The following is a 15,905-nucleotide window of genomic DNA, read 5'->3' on the forward strand; positions in this document are numbered from 1 at the left end:
AAGCAACGCATGGAAATGAAACGCGTTAAACTCAGCTATGGGATCGAGCTCGACGTGGTCGATATCGGCCCGCGCGATGCGCCTGCCCTCATCTTTCTCCATGGCTTTCCGGAGAACCATCGCAGCTGGCGTCATCAGATCGCGCATTTCTCGGATCGCTATCGCTGCATCGCGCCGGACATGCGCGGCTATCGCGGATCGTCCAAGCCGGAAGGCGTGGAGAATTACTCACCCGACAAGCTGATCGGCGATGTTTTCGCGCTCGCGTCAGCGCTTGAGATCGAGAACTTCACCATCGTCGGTCACGATTGGGGCGGCGCAATCAGCTGGGGTGTCGCACTTGGCGGGCAGACTGGCCCGGTCACCCGTGCGATTGTCGCCAACGGCCCGCATCCCGCGACTTTTCAGAAGCTGCTCTACACCAACCGTATCCAGCGCGAAGCGAGCCAGTATATGCGCGGCTTCAAGGACACCGCGAATGATGTGCTGGTGCGAGAAAAAGGCCTGCTTGGCCTCCTCGAGCAGGAAATCAATTGGGACGCGCATTACGAGATGGAGCCGGAAGAGCGCGCGATATTGCTGGAAGACTGGCAGAACCGCGACGCCGCTTTAGCGATGCTGAATTACTACCGCGCGACGCCTACATTTGTGCCGCCGATGGACGCCCCATTTGAGCTTCCCGCAGATTTCTCCGTGCCGCCGCTACCTAAGCTTGAGATTCCTACGCTGGTGATTTGGGGCGAGGACGACACCGCCCTTCCGGCGGAAAACCTCGAAGGCATGGAAGACCTCGTCAGCGACTTGTCGATAGTGACTGTGCCTGAATGCGGCCACTTTGTGCAGTGGCAAAGACCCGATGCGGTTATCGTTGCGATGGAGCGCTTTCTCGCACGAACCGCTTAGTCGGCGCCAATCCACTCGACCCAGGCGCCGTGCGGATGGGCATGGCTGAGCAAATGGGTTTCGCCATCCTGCGAGGAGCCGTTCCAGTAGCGTACTTTCAGCTCATGCCGGAAAGTCGCGGGATCAGTCTCAAGCGCGATCCAGGCAAAAGGACGCTCAGGCGACGCGTTCGCGGCTGCCTCCTCGAATACACGCGAGATCGCATCCTGCGTTTCTGCAGGCATATATTGCCACATGATTGAATGGAACATCGTACGGGTGACGCCTTGCAGATGGTCAAGCGCGAGAAAGCTCTCGACAAAGTCGCTTGCATCTTGCTGCACAAGCTTGGGCGGCTGCTCGTTCGCAAGCGCAATCGCCGCATCAATCCGCGACATACGCACCGTCGCGTCAGGCCAGACATAGGCTTTCAGCTTAAGCGCCGCTGCGGGATCTGACAGGTCGATAGTCGCTTGATCACAGCCTTTGATCGAAACGATCTCGACTGGATTGGCTGGCGGCGCATCCCCGCGCCATTCCGGTGCGATCTGCATGGGTGAAGTCTTAGACCCCACCCGCGTCCCGCCCAGATCATAATGATAGCGCTCCATCATCGTATTGACGCCCGCGCTTGCGCCGAGCTCGTTCAGCTCGAACTTCGACCCCACCCTGCCGGACAACCACAACAGCCCTGCCATTATGCTGGCAGATCGCCCGGCTTCATTGGTTTGCGGCGGACCGTCGAGCCACGGCAGCAATTGCGTATCAAAAGTTTCGACCAGTTCGCACACCATGCGGGTGATAGTGTCCTGATCGGTGATTTGCCCGGAATAGACCCGCTCCAGTCTTGTGTCCTCTCCTGTCAGCACAAGGTGATGCAGTCCGCCAGTAAATCGCAGCGGCATGGCATCTTTCAAAGTGATGCCTTCCCAATTGGCGATGCGGCGACCGTTCGCAGTTTCGCTTTGAGCAACTTTCGGGATCGCCCGGATCAGGCGCGCTGTGCACGGCGCTCCGTTTTCTTCCGCGTGCTGAGCCTGCCAGTTGATCGCTTCGGCCAGCTCTCTAGTGAACATCACTCCGTCATTGCTCATCGCTCCCCCCGATCTCGATACGCTGAGCCTGCCTTAATGATTGCCCTTTGTCTGTCCAATCCCTAAGTCGCACGCGCAATGACACAGACTGACGCCAATTTGCTGACTTTCGCGATTCCCAAAGGCCGCATTCTCGACGAAGCGCTGCCGGTGATGGCGCATGCTGGTGTCGTTCCTGAAGAAGCGTTTCACGACAAAAGCAATCGTGCGCTGAGTTTTGCCACGACACGCGGCGACATGCGGCTCATCCGCGTGCGCGCTTTCGATGTCGCGACTTTCGTCGCACATGGCGCAGCGCAAGTGGGCATCGTCGGCTCCGATGTGATCGAAGAATTTGATTATCCTGATCTTTATGCCCCGGTTGATCTCGACATCGGCCATTGCCGTCTGTCCGTTGCGACGGTGAAAGGCGATGCCGCGCCTTCCAAGCAGGCCAGCCATTTGCGGATTGCGACGAAATATCCAAACCTCACGCGTCGTCACTTTGAGCGGCAGGGCATTCAGGCTGAGTGCGTTAAGCTCAATGGCGCGATGGAGCTTGCGCCGTCTCTGGGTCTGTCTCGCCAGATTGTAGACTTGGTCTCAACGGGGCGGACCCTCAAGGAAAACGGCTTGGAAGAGAGCGAGCGCATTCTCGATATCTCCGCGCGCCTGATCGTGAACCGTGCGGCGCTCAAGACCGATAGCCGCGTCGCGGAACTGGTCGATGCATTCCGGGCGATTGCTGAAGAGCGAGCCGCGGCGTGACGCATCAACTCAACAGCTCTGACGCGAATTTCGAACGCGATTTTCGCAGGCTGGTCAATGCGCGGCGCGAAAGCGAGAGCGACGTCGCAATCCAGGTCCGCGATATCTTGCGCGAAGTGAAAGCGCGCGGTGACGAAGCGATCATTGAATATTCGCAGCGCTTTGACGGGCATGCGCTTAGCGAAGATAGCGACTGGGTCATCACCGCCGAGCGCTGCCGCGAAGCCTATGACGCGCTTGAGCCTGATTTGCGCGAAGCGTTGGAGCTCGCGGCGAGCCGCATTCGCGCTTATCATGCAGCACAATTGCCGGAGAACCGTGACTACACTGACGATGCAGGCGTGCGTCAAGGCGCGACCTGGCGGGCGGTGGATGCAGCCGGCCTTTATGTGCCCGGCGGCCGCGCGGCCTATCCCTCTTCGCTGCTGATGAATGCGATCCCGGCGCGTGTAGCCGGGGTCGAACGGCTTGTCGTGGTCACGCCCACACCGAAAGGGCAGTCTAACCCCATCGTGCTCGCAGCAGCCCATATCGCAGGTGTTGACGAGATATGGCGAGTGGGCGGCGCTCAAGCCGTGGCCGCGCTCGCCTATGGCACAGACCGGATCAAGCCGGTCGATGTCATCACCGGCCCCGGCAATGCTTATGTCGCGGAGGCCAAGCGCCAGCTTTACGGCGTTGTCGGGATCGATATGGTGGCAGGGCCGAGCGAGATCCTCGTCATTGCGGACAAGGACAATGAGCCTGAGTGGATCGCGGCAGACTTGTTAAGCCAGGCGGAGCATGATCCAACCTCGCAGTCGATCCTCATAACCGATGATGCGCCCTTTGCCGCCCTGGTAAGCGACGCAATTGAATTGCAATTGGCAACGCTGGACACTCAGAAGACTGCCAAGGCGAGCTGGAAAGAGCATGGTGCGATCATCGTCGTTGGCAGCCTTAGCGAAGCGCCTGCACTCGCGAACAAGCTCGCAAGCGAGCATGTCGAACTGGCAGTTGCTGATCCTGAAGCGCTGATGGCAGACATCCGCCATGCGGGCAGTATTTTCCTGGGCCGAATGACGCCTGAAGCGATTGGCGACTATGTCGCAGGGCCTAATCATGTCCTTCCGACTGGTCGCCGCGCACGCTTTGCCAGCGGGCTGTCCGTGCTCGACTTCATGAAGCGTACAAGCTTTATCGAGCTCGGCGAGCAAGGCATGGCCGCTATCGGTCCTGCTGCAGCACGGCTTGCTCATGCTGAAGGCCTGCCTGCGCACGCCAAGTCCGTTGAGGTACGCTTGAAATGACCGCACCCCGCTCTCAAGCCCGTTCAGCGGCGCGCCTTGCTGCTGTTCAAGCGCTCTATCAGTGGCAAATGGAAGGCACTGCGCTGACGAAGCTGCTCGATGAGTTTCACCAGCATCGCTTGGGCCGCGAAATCGACGAGATGGACGAGCATTACGCTGAAGCTGAAGTCGATTTTTTCGATGATATCGTCACAGGCGTGACTGCGCGCGCTGACGAGATCGACGGCAAGCTCTTAGAAAAGCTCGCGGATGGCTGGACCCTTGCACGGCTCGACAAGACTATGCTGCAGGTCCTGCGCTGCGGAGCGTACGAGCTGATCGCCCGCGCTGACGTACCCACTGCTTCTGCGATTTCAGAATATGTTGATGTCGCCAAAGCCTTCTTTGATGACCGCGAAGCGAAGTTCGTAAACGGCATTCTCGATGCTATCGGCAAAGAGGTTCGAAGCTAAAGAATTCCGTTCATGCTGAGCCTGTCGAAGCATGTGTTTTCAATCGTGTCACGTCCTTCGACAAGCTCAGGACGAACGGTTACTAGGTAGCTATGAACGAAGCCGAATTCATCGCTGCCTTACGCAGATTGCCGCTGCATCCCGGAGCGCGGAACCTCGAAGATGACTGCGCGGTGCTTGAACTGGGAAGTGAAACACTCGTCCTGACCCATGATGTGATGGCCGAAGGCACGCATTTCCGCGAAGATGCGGACATGGCGGATGTCGCTTGGAAGCTGGTCGCGGTGAATCTGTCGGACTTGGCCGCAAAGGGATCGGAGCCGATCGGTGTGCTGTTGGGGCACAGCCTTAGCGTTGGCGATGAGCGGTTCCTGGTGGGGCTGAGGGAAGCTCTTGAAACCTTCGCAGTACCGCTACTCGGCGGCGATACAGTCAACGCGGAAGGCTCGCGGAGCTTCGGCCTCACTGCAATCGGCCGCGCGACGCATACTCCTGTACCCTCCAGATCCGGCGCGCAGATAGGGGATGCTGTCTATGTGACAGGCAAGCTGGGCCGCGCCATGCTCGGCTTTGAAGGTGATCTGCAGCACTTGGAGGCGTTCAACCGCCCTTGCCCACTGCTGGCCGAAGGCAAAGCGCTCGCGGGAAAGGTCACCGCCATGATGGACGTATCCGACGGTCTTCTGCTGGATGCCTTCCGCATGGCGCAAGCAAGCCAAGCAACCTTCGCGATCGACAGCATGGCGGTGCCGATAGCCGATCACAATCGCCGAGAGGACTGCCTGCGATGGGGTGACGATTACGAGCTGCTTTTCACGCTGCCAGATAGTGTGGATTCGCCAGTCGATTGCACTCGCATCGGAACGATCGAGCCGCAGGGTTTTGGCTCGCTTGTCCTCGACGGCGAGGCAATCGTGAATGGCGAAGGGCTCGGCTACCAGCACTGAGACCACCGAATTGCTGGTGAGAGAGCGCCCGGCAGAGCGATTCTCCCCTTGTCTCCTGCGCGCCAACCCTTATAGCCACGCCCACATGCCGCTCGAGGGGAGTTCGAGCGGGCATACTTCCACGCCATGAGAGGGGAATTTTCGTGGACCTTATCCTTATTTCAATCGGGCTGGGCCTGCTTGCCATTGTGTACGGCATCTTCACCAGCCGCCAGGTTCTTGGCGCAGACGCCGGGAATGAAAAGATGCAGGAAATTGCAGGCGCGATCCAGGAAGGCGCGCAGGCCTATCTCAACCGTCAATACACCACCATCGGCATCGTCGGTGTGGTTGTTGCGATCCTTGTCGGGTTGTTTCTCGGCCTGATACCGGCAGTCGGTTTTGTCATTGGCGCGGTGCTTTCAGGCGTTGCGGGCTATATCGGGATGAATATCTCGGTGCGTTCAAACGTGCGTACCGCGCAGGCAGCAAGCACAGGCTTGCAGCAGGGCCTTACCATCGCATTCCGCGCTGGTGCCATTACCGGTATGTTGGTGGCTGGTCTCGCGCTACTGGCAATCGCAGTGTTCTTCTATGTGCTGATCGGACCGATGGCTCTCGAAGAAAACAGCCGTGCGGTTATCGATGGCCTGGTTGGCCTTGCCTTCGGTGCATCGCTGATCTCGATCTTCGCACGTCTGGGCGGCGGTATCTTCACCAAGGCTGCAGACGTAGGTGCTGACCTCGTCGGCAAAGTCGAAGCAGGTATTCCGGAAGACGATCCGCGCAACCCGGCGACGATCGCTGATAATGTCGGCGATAATGTCGGCGACTGCGCCGGCATGGCCGCTGACCTTTTCGAGACCTATGTCGTCACCGTTGGCGCAACCATGGTTCTCATGGCGCTGCTGCTGACCGGCATTGGCGATCTGCTGCTGCCGCTGATGGCGCTTCCGCTGCTGATTGGCGGTGCGTGTATCGTGACCTCGATCATCGGTACTTACTTCGTCCGTCTCGGCAATGGCACCAATGTCATGGGCGCGATGTACAAGGGCTTCATCGTGACTGCCGTGCTGGCAATCCCGCTGATCTGGTTTGCCACAGCTCATGCTCTGGGTACCGTTGGCGTGGACATGAACACTGTGCTCAATCCAGGTCTCGGCATGGTCGAGTTTACTGGCCGTGACCTGTTCTATTGCTCGCTGATCGGCCTCGTTCTGACCGGAGTCATCATCTGGATCACAGAGTACTACACCGGTACGAACTTCCGTCCGGTCCGCTCGATCGCCAAGGCTTCGGAAACGGGCCATGGCACCAACGTGATCCAGGGTCTGGCTATCAGCCTCGAATCGACCGCTCTGCCAACCATCGTCATAATCGCGGCGATCATCGGTGCGTACCAGCTTGCTGGACTGCTCGGCCTCGCTTTCGGTGCAACCGCTATGCTGGCACTGGCCGGCATGGTTGTCGCGCTCGACGCTTATGGCCCGGTGACCGACAACGCAGGCGGCATCGCCGAGATGGCAGGTCTGGATGAAAGCGTTCGAGAAAAGACCGACCTGCTTGACGCAGTGGGCAACACGACCAAGGCTGTGACCAAGGGCTATGCCATCGGTTCAGCCGGTCTGGCAGCACTGGTGCTGTTCGCAGCTTACACCGCTGACCTGCGCGAGTATTTCCCGAATGCTGAAGTCAATTTCAGCCTCGAGAACCCGTATGTAATCGTCGGGTTGCTGCTCGGTGCATTGCTGCCGTACCTATTCGGTGCGATGGGCATGACCGCAGTCGGCCGCGCGGCCGGTGACGTCGTCGTCGACGTGCGTGACCAGTTTGCGAAAGATCCGGGCATCATGGCCGGCACCAGCCGTCCGAACTATGCTCGCACGGTTGACCTCGTGACCAAGGCCGCGATCAAGGAAATGATCGTGCCTAGCCTGCTTCCGGTGCTCGCACCGATCGCGACGTACTACGTGATCTATCTCCTCGCTGGTCAGAACGAGGCCTTCGCAGCCGTGGGCGCTTTGCTCCTCGGCGTGATTGTCGGCGGCCTGTTCGTCGCGCTCTCCATGACCGCCGGCGGCGGCGCATGGGACAATGCGAAGAAGTACATCGAAGACGGCAATCACGGCGGCAAGGGCTCTGAAGCTCACAAGGCTGCGGTGACCGGTGATACTGTCGGCGATCCTTACAAGGATACCGCAGGTCCGGCTGTGAACCCGATGATCAAGATCACCAACATTGTCGCGCTGCTTCTGCTCGCGGCTCTGGCTGGTGCTCACTAAACAACGAGTTCCCCCATGGGGACTGGAGACCCCGTCAGACGCAAGTCTGGCGGGGTTTTCATTTGGGTTCTTGACCCTGAGCCGCGCCATCCGCAAAGCCGGTTGCAATGACGAACCCAACACCCACTTCCGAGCAACTCGTCGCTGAGCTGATTGAGCTCCTGACTGTCGACCAAGCAGACGATCACGCGTTCAAGGGCAAGGCCAAGGACGGCGGCGTCGGTCGCATGTTTGGCGGACAAGTCATCGCGCAAGCTTTGCAGGCAGCGCAAGCGACCGTCACAGACGGCAAGCAGGCTCATTCGCTCCATGCCTATTTCTTGCGTGGTGGCGAAGAAGGCCCGGTCACCGACCTGGCAGTAGAAGCGGACTTTGACGGGCGCAGCTTTGCCAACCGCCGGGTCGTCGCAAGCCAGACCGGCAAAGATGGCCAGACCCGCCCCATCCTCAACTTGACCGCAAGCTTCCAGCGCCCTGAAGAAGGGATGAGCCACGAAGACACTGTGATGCCGCAAGTGACACCTCCCGAAGAGCTTCGCAGCGACATGGAAGTCCGCCGCGAATATGTCGATCAGGCTGGCATTAACGGCACCACACGCGAAATCATGCTGCGGCCACGCGCGATCGAGATGCGCACCAGTGACAAATTGCACTGGATGAATTCAGAGCCCAAGCCGCCCAAGGCGCATAGCTGGTTCAAGGCAGCAAGCGCTCTGCCCGATGACCCGGCCCTGCACCGTGCAGTGATCGCCTATGCGAGCGACTTCACTCTGCTCGGCACCTCCGCCCTGCCGCATGGCCTAAGCTGGATGCGCGGAGAGCTTGTCGGCGCGAGCCTGGACCATGCGATCTGGTTCCACCGCCCAGCCCGCGCGGACGAATGGCTACTCTATGCAACCGACAGCCCATGGAGCGGCAATGGCAGAGGCTTTAACCGGGGCCGCATCTTCAACCGCGAAGGCGAGCTGGTCGCCAGCGTCGCGCAGGAAGGCATGATCCGCAGGCGCAAATCGAAGAGCTGAAAATCGCCTTCCAACAAAATTGACAAAGTTGACACCTGTCAACTTCACTAAAGACACTTCAAACCCGCAGAATTCTGCCGTTTATGGCCATTCCAACAAAGTTGACACTTGTCCTACAAAAGACAAACTCCGCAATGGACGAAACAGCGGTCAACAATGCGAAAGAGCCGCCATCAGCGATAGCGGCTCCACACTTTGTAGGAAATCGCAGCGAGACACTCCAGCCCGGCTAGTGAGCAAGCAGGATCGGTATTGCTGGATCGGTAATCGCGCGGCGGGTAACGCCGCCCAGCAGCATCTCTGCAAGCCGTGAATGGCCAAAAGCCCCCATCACCATCATTCCGCAATGACGCGCTTTGGCGGCTGCAAACAGCGTGTCCGCGATACTGCCATCCGCTTTTGGTATCTCGACGAGCTCGCAATCAATCCCATGACGACTGAGATATTCGGCACCGCGCACAGGCGGCAGGTCAAAGCGTTCGCGGTCTTTCTCTTCGGAGATGCTGACGAGATAAACCGACTTTGCTTTCGCCAGCAGCGGGACTGCGGCGCGCAATGCCAAGGCGGCTTCGCTTGAGCCATTCCATGCAACCATCACAGGCGCTTCGACATCAATCGCGGTCTGCCCGTCCGGCACAACCAGAACTGGCGAGCGCGCCTTGACCAGCAACTCACCAAGCATGGTGGAGGCGCGTGTCTCGGATTCGCCGCCATCACGTGGGCCGACGACCAGCAGATCGCTCAAAGGTGAATAATCGAGCAGCGCATGTTCAGGCAGGCCGTGACGCAGCACCCATTCCCATGCGACATCTTCATTGGCGAGGTCTGCTTCCATCTTCGAGCGGAAGGCCTCCGCATTCTCTCGGATTTGCGGCAGAGCCACTGCCATCGTCGCACCGTAAATGTCCCCTGGCGCAAAAATCTCATAGCTGACCGCCTGAAGGCAGGTCACATGCGCATCGAAGGCGCGCGCCAAATCAAAACTGGCCTGCAGACGGCCTTCACAGCCCTCCGTGTCGTTCACATGCAGCAATATCGACTTCATATTGATTTCCTTCCCGTAATTCAAAAAGAGCAGACTTCGCGCGCCTATTCCTTGATCTCGATCAACTTGCGCTTGGCAAATGCTGCGCTAATCTTGATCTCTGAGAGGAACGCCGATGCCCATCACCAAAGAGCCACCAATCAAATACTCACTCGAGCCGTCGAACCATCCGTATTTATCCGGAGCATGGACGCCGGTTCACGAGGAAGTGACGGTTGACGAACTGGAAGTGATCGAAGGTGAAATCCCGGCTGACATTGACGGGATTTATCTTCGCAATACGGAAAATCCGGTGCATCAGCCGCTTGGCCGGCACCACCCGTTTGACGGCGATGCAATGATTCATCAGGTCGATATTCGCGGCGGCAAGGCAAGTTATCGCAACCGCTTTGTGCGCACGCATTGCTTTGAGGCTGAGCAGATCGCGGGCGGATCGCTGTGGGGCGGCTTGATGGACCCGCCGGGTACCTCGAAGCGCCCCGGTTTTGGCGCACATGGCGGGCTGAAAGACACAGGCAGCACGGACATCATCGTGCATGCGGGCGTCGCCTATGCGACCTTCTACCAATGCGGCGAAGCCTGGATGCTTGATCCGGTCACGTTGGAAAACCTGGGCAAAGCGCCATGGGGGCCGCTGGATGGCGTCTCAGCGCACCCGAAGGTCGATGAAGAGACCGGCGAGCTGATGTTCTTCAATTACGGCGTCCACGCGCCTTATATGCATTACGGCGTGGTCGACCGCGCTGGCAAGCTCGTCCATTATGTGCCCATCCCGCTGTCCGGTCCGCGCCTGCCGCATGACATGGCAATCACCAAGAACTGGTCGATCCTCAACGACATGCCACTTTACTGGGATGCCGAGCTGCTCGAGCGCGATATTCATGCTGCGCGGCTTCACGAAGGCGAGCCGACCCGCTTTGCCCTCATCCCTCGGCACGGTCAGCCAGAGGACATCCGCTGGTTCGAGGCCGCACCGACTTACGTCCTGCATTGGACCAATGCGTGGGAAACCAGGAATGGAAAGGGCGAGGACGAGGTTGTCCTGGAAGGCTATTTCCAGGACAGACCGATGCCCGAGCCGCTCGAGGAATTCGGCCGTTACGCACACATGATGGCTTATGTGGACGAGCACAGCTTCCAGCCGCGCCTGCATCGTTGGCGGTTCAATCTGGCGACGGGCGAGACCCGCGAGGAGCGCCTATCCGACAGCATTGTCGAATTCGGGATGATAAATCCGGAATATCTGATGAAGCCCAGCCGCTATGTCTGGTCCACTACGACCAAGCCGGGCTGGTTCCTGTTCAACGGCTATATCCGGCAGGACACGGAGACCGGCGAAGAGCACGTCTACGAACTGCCGGAAGGGGTCTATGCTAGCGAGAGTCCGATTGTTCCAAGGCAAGGCGGAACCTCAGAAGCTGATGCGTATTTGGTCACCTTCCTCATCGACGAAAACACCGGCTCGTCCGAGCTGGCTATCCTCGATGCGAGCGATGTCACCAAAGGCCCGATTTGCCGCGCTCGCCTGCCGCACAAGATCTCGAGCGGTGTGCATTCGACCTGGGTCGAACGCGCGCAGCTCTGACTGACCCTTTTAAGGCGTGTAGTAAGTCGGTGAGCCCGGCCCCACTGGTATCCCCAGCACGAAGGTCCAGAGGTAGAAAAACACCGACCAGAACGCGATGAAGAACATCGAATAAGGCAGCATCATCGCGATCAGGGTGCCAACGCCCAAATTCTTGTCGTAGCGCGTTGCCCAAGCAAGGATCAGCCCGAAATAGCTCATCATCGGCGTGATGATATTCGTCGTGCTGTCGCCGATCCGGTAAGCCGCCTGGATGGCTTCTGGCGAGTAACCGATCAGCATCAGCATTGGCACGAAGATCGGAGCCGTGACGGCCCATTGCGCGCTTGCTGAACCGAGCGACAGGTTGATAACCGCGCAGATCAGAATGAAAGCGAAGAAGATCACCGGACCGGTCATGCCCGTCTCCACAAGGAAATTCGCGCCGGTCACCGCTGTGATCGCGCCGAGATTAGTCCAGCCGAAGAACGCGACGAACTGCGCAGCGAAAAACACCAGCACGATATAGAGGCCAAGCGATGAGAGCGCCGCCGCCATCGCATCAATGATGTCGCGGTCGGTCTTCATCGTCCCCACCGCACGGCCATAGGCATAGCCCAATGCAACGAAGAAGATCAGAATCCACACCACAAATCCGTCGAAGAACGGGCTGTCGATCCGGTCGCCTGTTTCCGGATTGCGAAACACACCCCACTCCGGAACCAGCGTCAGCGCCATCAGCGCGAGCACGCCAAGCAGCGCATAGCCGGCCCAGCGCAGCCCTTTGCGCTCGTCTGCGGTCACTTGCTCCATCATCTTGTCGTCAAGGATCGTCGGGTCTGCGCCTGAGGGGTCATATTTCCCGAGTTTCGGCTCAACGATATAGATCGAAACCAGCGAGCCGATGATGGTGATGAGGAAAGTCGACGCAACCATGAAATACCAGTTTGCCGTCGCGACTACGGTGTATTCAGGCGCGATCAGCCTTGCGGCTTCCTGCGTAATCCCCGCGAGCAGCGGGTCAATCGTGCCGATCAAAAGGTTCGCGCTATAGCCGCCCGAAACGCCCGCAAAAGCTGCTGCCATGCCAGCCAGCGGATGCCGCCCCAACGCGTAGAATATCGCACCTGCGAGCGGGATCAGAACGACATAACCAACTTCCGATGCGGTGTTCGAAACGATCCCGGCAAAGACAATCGCGACTGTCACCAGCTTTGGCGGCGCGGATAGCACCATGCTGCGAACAGCAGCCGAGAGCAGGCCCGACTTCTCCGCTACGCCTACACCGAGCATCGCGACCAGCACGACGCCCAAAGGCGCAAAGCCTGTAAAATTGTCGACCAGATTGGTGAAGATGCGGCGGATCCCGTCGCCATCCATCAAGCTCACCGCGCGGATCATTCCGTCCTCAGCCACGCCGGGCGCGCCCGCTGGTCTAGGATCGACCACCGCGACACCCATCCAGCCGAGCAGGCCTGACAAGAGCACTATGCCAAAGGCAAGAATCGCAAACAAAGTGACCGGATGCGGCAGCAGATTCCCGAGCCATTCCACCCCATCAAGGAAGCGTGTGAAAGCGTTGCGCTTGCCTTCGTTATACTCTTCAGTCGTCGCGGGAAGTTCGCTCATGAATGGCTCCGGTCTGCTGGGAAGTCCCTCTCATACAAAGGGAAAGCTGAACGCGCGCAGATCGGCAAGAAAATCCTGTTGAAAGTGCGCAAAGGCTGATCTCAGGACGGAATGGCGCCGCCGATGTTGGAGTCCACTTCACCCTCTGGATGCGGCAGGCCGAGCATGCCGTTCAAGCCGCGACGCAGCGGATTGGTGCAATAGGATGGCCCGCTAAGATAATGGATATGACCTTCCAGGATTCCATTCTGGCCCTGGTTCATGATCGTTACCCGCCCCAGATTGCCAGTATCCTTCGGCAAAGCAATCGGATCGCAGCGGCGCAAATTGAGCGAACCTTGTGGCCCCGTCTCGCCATCAATCGCCGTACACACAAAAGGCGTGATGTAGCGGTAAGTCCGCGAAATCCAGTCCGGGATACGGCCTTGCTCGTCCCACACCCACTTTGCATCGCGCATGGCAGGGGATAGAGCGCCCTCTTCCACGGTAATCTGATCGCGCGGCAAATCGAAATAGCCGGACATTTGATCGACCAGCGAATCTTTCCATGGCTCCTGCTCGAACCAGCTGTTCAGTTTTTCCTGCGAGCTAAACCTGGCTTCGACGGACCAGTTCACTGCATTGGACCAGCAATTGCCGAGCTTGTTGAAGCGTTTATGCGCGACTTCTGCTTCAGGCGGCGTGCTCAGGCCCCCGCGAACCAGATGATTGCGATCATCGAAATAGTCGCCTTGCGCGTCGATCCACGTAATCGCGACCGGCACTCCGATTGCACTAAGGAAACCGAGCGTCGCGACCGTCTGCAATGGCCATGACTTCCAAGCCTTCTCAGGCATCAGGCGGTACGCCAGCACGAGCATGCCGACTATCGCAATCGGCACTCCGAACCAGGCTAGCATGGCGAATTGAAAGCCGGTCATATGCGCATACTACCCGCTCGCATGGTAGAAATCGTAAACCTTGCGCGCGACTGCATCGCTCACGCCGGGCGCACGTTGCAAGTCTTCAAGCGCCGCTGCACGGACTTTGCTCGCTGTCCCGAAATGCAAAAGCAGTGCGCGCTTCCTCGCAGGGCCAATGCCGGGAATTTCGTCAAGCGGTGAAGCACCGATCGCCTTGCTGCGCTTCGCTCGGTGCGCGCCGATGACATAGCGGTGCACCTCATCGCGCAGGTTCTGCAAGTGGAACAGCAGCGGCGAATTGGTCGGCAGTGTCTTCTCGCGCCCATCGGGAAAGTGGAACACTTCGCGCCCTTCGCGCCCATGATGCGGCCCCTTGGCAATCGCGATCAGCGGTACGTCTTCTATACCAAGCTCTTCCAGCGTTTCGCGAACCGAGGACATTTGTCCCTTGCCGCCGTCGATCAAGACGAGATCAGGCCACACGGCGTTATCGCCCGAACTTTCGCGGTCAGGGTCTTCCTTCATCGCCCGGCTGAAACGGCGATGCATGACTTCGCGCATCATGCCAAAATCGTCATTGGTCTGCGCGGACTTGATATTGAATTTGCGATACTGGTTCTTGATGAAGCCTTCTGGGCCCGCGACCACCATCGCGCCAACGGCCTTGGCGCCCTGGATATGCGAGTTGTCGTAGATCTCGATCCTCTGCGGCGGACCTTCCAGCTCGAGGAATTCCGCGAGTTCGCGATTGATCTTCGCTTTCGTGCCGCTTTCCGCCATGCGGCGTTCCAGCGCCTCGACAGCATTGCGGCTGGCTTGCTCCATTAAACGGCGGCGGTCGCCACGTTGAGGCACGGAAATGCTGACTTTTTTGCCTGCAAGCTCGGACAGAGCCGCTTCCATCAGCTCGCTTTCCGGCAAGTCCCGGTCAACCAAGACCGTGGGCGGCGGCGGGACTTCCTCGTAAAATTGCAGCAGAACGTTGGAGAGAACCTGCGCTTCTTCGACTTCCTTCGTGTGCGTCGGGAAGAACGCGCGGTGTCCCCAATTCTGCCCGCCGCGAATGAAGAAGGCCTGCACGCCCATCTGCCCGCCTTTGCTCGCGAGCGCGAAGACATCCGCGTCCCCTACCCCGCTGGCATTGATACCTTGCGAGCCCTGGATGAAGGTCGCTGCGCGGAGCCGATCGCGCAGGATCGCGGCCGTCTCGAAATCCAATTCTTCGGCGGCTTTCGCCATCTGCTTCTCAAGGTCCGCCTGCACAGCGGAGCTCTTGCCCGCGAGGAAATCCTTCGCCTGATCGACCAGCTCTTTGTAGCCCGCTTGATCGATCCGCCCGACGCACGGCGCGGAGCAGCGCTTGATTTGGTAGAGCAGGCATGGCCGGTCGCGATTGGCGAAAAAGCTGTCGGTGCAACTCCGCAGCAGAAACAGCTTTTGCAGCGCGTTGATTGTCGTGTTGACGCTGCCTGCACTTGCAAACGGCCCGTAATAATTGCCTTTCGCACGCCGCGCTCCGCGATGTTTCATGATGCGCGGAAAGTCGTGTTCGGAGCGTAAGAGGATAAAGGGAAAGCTCTTGTCATCGCGCAGCAACACATTGAACGGCGGACGATAACGCTTGATCAGCTGCGCTTCGAGCAGCAGCGCTTCCGCTTCGCTATTGGTTGTGACGATCTCCATGGCGCGGGTCTGGCTGACCATCCGCGTGAGGCGATTGGAGAGCTGCTTGATCTGCGTGTAATTGGGCACCCGCGCCTTCAGACTGCGCGCTTTACCGACATAAAGCACATCGCCGCGCGCATCGAGCATGCGATACACGCCCGGCACAGGCTTCAGCGTCGCGACTGTCTCGCGGATCGCCTTCACTCCCGTTTCCAGGTCAGGCTGAGCGCTCGCAACCGTATAGGCGGCGCGCTCTTCATTGAAGCGCTCCTTACCCCTCGGGTCGTGCGGCGATCCTGCTTTAGTCCCGGACATCGCGGCAAGAGATAGGAAGTCTTTCTGCGCGACGCAAAGAATCCCGTGAAGCGTTCTTCCTGTAAGACAAGATCAAGTAAACTAACGGACT

At 59.0% G+C, this 15,905-nt stretch carries 13 protein-coding genes; 8 read left to right on the forward strand and 5 right to left on the reverse strand.

The window, feature by feature from the left end; genetic code table 11:
• Nucleotides 1-9 precede the first annotated feature (9 nt).
• Complete coding sequence (locus tag HUO12_RS06550) at nucleotides 10-903, forward strand: alpha/beta fold hydrolase (RefSeq protein WP_176272821.1); 894 nt, start codon at nucleotides 10-12, stop codon at nucleotides 901-903.
• On the opposite strand, the gene HUO12_RS06555 is transcribed toward HUO12_RS06550, so the two are convergent.
• Nucleotides 900-1,976: a DUF2332 domain-containing protein gene (locus tag HUO12_RS06555; protein ID WP_232367323.1), complete on the reverse strand. Its 1,077-nt coding sequence runs from the start codon at nucleotides 1,974-1,976 to the stop codon at nucleotides 900-902. The two genes, HUO12_RS06550 and HUO12_RS06555, sit on opposite strands and share 4 nt — an antisense overlap.
• Nucleotides 1,977-2,054: 78 nt before the next feature.
• Here HUO12_RS06555 and hisG point away from each other — a divergent pair, with 78 nt between their 5' ends.
• The 6 genes from hisG (at nucleotide 2,055) to HUO12_RS06585 (ending at nucleotide 8,694) form a co-directional block, all read left to right on the forward strand.
• A complete protein-coding gene (hisG, locus tag HUO12_RS06560) occupies nucleotides 2,055-2,723 on the forward strand; it encodes an ATP phosphoribosyltransferase (RefSeq protein WP_176272822.1) in 669 nt (222 codons plus the stop codon).
• Nucleotides 2,720-4,012, forward strand: coding sequence for a histidinol dehydrogenase (hisD, locus tag HUO12_RS06565; RefSeq protein ID WP_176272823.1), 1,293 nt, complete (start codon nucleotides 2,720-2,722; stop codon nucleotides 4,010-4,012). The genes hisG and hisD overlap by 4 nt, the downstream gene beginning before the upstream one ends.
• Nucleotides 4,009-4,464 (forward strand): transcription antitermination factor NusB, encoded by a 456-nt coding sequence (nusB, locus tag HUO12_RS06570; RefSeq protein ID WP_176272824.1) that lies wholly within the window; start codon nucleotides 4,009-4,011, stop codon nucleotides 4,462-4,464. The genes hisD and nusB overlap by 4 nt, the downstream gene beginning before the upstream one ends.
• Before the next feature lie 92 nt (nucleotides 4,465-4,556).
• Nucleotides 4,557-5,411, forward strand: a complete 855-nt coding sequence (gene thiL, locus HUO12_RS06575; RefSeq protein WP_176272825.1) for a thiamine-phosphate kinase — start codon at nucleotides 4,557-4,559, stop codon at nucleotides 5,409-5,411.
• 143 nt (nucleotides 5,412-5,554) lie between these two features.
• Nucleotides 5,555-7,672, forward strand: a complete 2,118-nt coding sequence (locus HUO12_RS06580) for a sodium-translocating pyrophosphatase (protein ID WP_176272826.1) — start codon at nucleotides 5,555-5,557, stop codon at nucleotides 7,670-7,672.
• A gap of 107 nt (nucleotides 7,673-7,779) precedes the next feature.
• A complete protein-coding gene (locus HUO12_RS06585; RefSeq protein ID WP_176272827.1) occupies nucleotides 7,780-8,694 on the forward strand; it encodes an acyl-CoA thioesterase in 915 nt (304 codons plus the stop codon).
• 229 nt (nucleotides 8,695-8,923) lie between these two features.
• Here HUO12_RS06585 and HUO12_RS06590 read toward each other — a convergent pair whose 3' ends face one another.
• Nucleotides 8,924-9,739 (reverse strand): universal stress protein, encoded by an 816-nt coding sequence (locus HUO12_RS06590; RefSeq protein ID WP_176272828.1) that lies wholly within the window; start codon nucleotides 9,737-9,739, stop codon nucleotides 8,924-8,926.
• Between the two features lie 115 nt (nucleotides 9,740-9,854).
• On the opposite strand from HUO12_RS06590, the gene HUO12_RS06595 reads away from it, so the two are divergent.
• Nucleotides 9,855-11,324 carry a carotenoid oxygenase family protein gene (locus tag HUO12_RS06595; protein WP_176272829.1) on the forward strand — a complete coding sequence of 490 codons (1,470 nt, stop codon included), beginning with the start codon at nucleotides 9,855-9,857 and terminating at the stop codon, nucleotides 11,322-11,324.
• A gap of 9 nt (nucleotides 11,325-11,333) precedes the next feature.
• Here HUO12_RS06595 and HUO12_RS06600 read toward each other — a convergent pair whose 3' ends face one another.
• The 3 genes from HUO12_RS06600 to uvrC form a co-directional block, all read right to left on the reverse strand.
• Nucleotides 11,334-12,932, reverse strand: coding sequence for an AbgT family transporter (locus HUO12_RS06600; RefSeq protein WP_176272830.1), 1,599 nt, complete (start codon nucleotides 12,930-12,932; stop codon nucleotides 11,334-11,336).
• Between the two features lie 101 nt (nucleotides 12,933-13,033).
• Nucleotides 13,034-13,852, reverse strand: coding sequence for a hypothetical protein (locus HUO12_RS06605; protein ID WP_176272831.1), 819 nt, complete (start codon nucleotides 13,850-13,852; stop codon nucleotides 13,034-13,036).
• Between the two features lie 9 nt (nucleotides 13,853-13,861).
• Entirely contained in the window at nucleotides 13,862-15,814 is a 1,953-nt protein-coding gene (gene uvrC / locus HUO12_RS06610) for an excinuclease ABC subunit UvrC (RefSeq protein ID WP_176272832.1), read from the reverse strand.
• Between the last annotated feature and the right edge of the window lie 91 nt (nucleotides 15,815-15,905).

It is taken from the genome of Altererythrobacter lutimaris (assembly GCF_013371495.1).
In the GTDB taxonomy this organism is placed as follows: Bacteria; Pseudomonadota; Alphaproteobacteria; order Sphingomonadales; family Sphingomonadaceae; genus Erythrobacter; species Erythrobacter lutimaris_A.

Bases quoted from the DNA above. Each gene is read 5' to 3' on its own strand.
- nusB (WP_176272824.1), top strand. From the start codon at position 4,009: ATGACCGCACCCCGCTCTCAAGCCCGTTCAGCGGCGCGCCTTGCTGCT.
- HUO12_RS06555 (WP_232367323.1), bottom strand. From the start codon at position 1,976: ATGAGCAATGACGGAGTGATGTTCACTAGAGAGCTGGCCGAAGCGATC.
- hisG (WP_176272822.1), top strand. From the start codon at position 2,055: ATGACACAGACTGACGCCAATTTGCTGACTTTCGCGATTCCCAAAGGC.
- HUO12_RS06585 (WP_176272827.1), top strand. From the start codon at position 7,780: ATGACGAACCCAACACCCACTTCCGAGCAACTCGTCGCTGAGCTGATT.
- HUO12_RS06605 (WP_176272831.1), bottom strand. From the start codon at position 13,852: ATGACCGGCTTTCAATTCGCCATGCTAGCCTGGTTCGGAGTGCCGATT.
- uvrC (WP_176272832.1), bottom strand. From the start codon at position 15,814: ATGTCCGGGACTAAAGCAGGATCGCCGCACGACCCGAGGGGTAAGGAG.
- HUO12_RS06600 (WP_176272830.1), bottom strand. From the start codon at position 12,932: ATGAGCGAACTTCCCGCGACGACTGAAGAGTATAACGAAGGCAAGCGC.
- HUO12_RS06590 (WP_176272828.1), bottom strand. From the start codon at position 9,739: ATGAAGTCGATATTGCTGCATGTGAACGACACGGAGGGCTGTGAAGGC.
- thiL (WP_176272825.1), top strand. From the start codon at position 4,557: ATGAACGAAGCCGAATTCATCGCTGCCTTACGCAGATTGCCGCTGCAT.
- HUO12_RS06595 (WP_176272829.1), top strand. From the start codon at position 9,855: ATGCCCATCACCAAAGAGCCACCAATCAAATACTCACTCGAGCCGTCG.
- HUO12_RS06550 (WP_176272821.1), top strand. From the start codon at position 10: ATGGAAATGAAACGCGTTAAACTCAGCTATGGGATCGAGCTCGACGTG.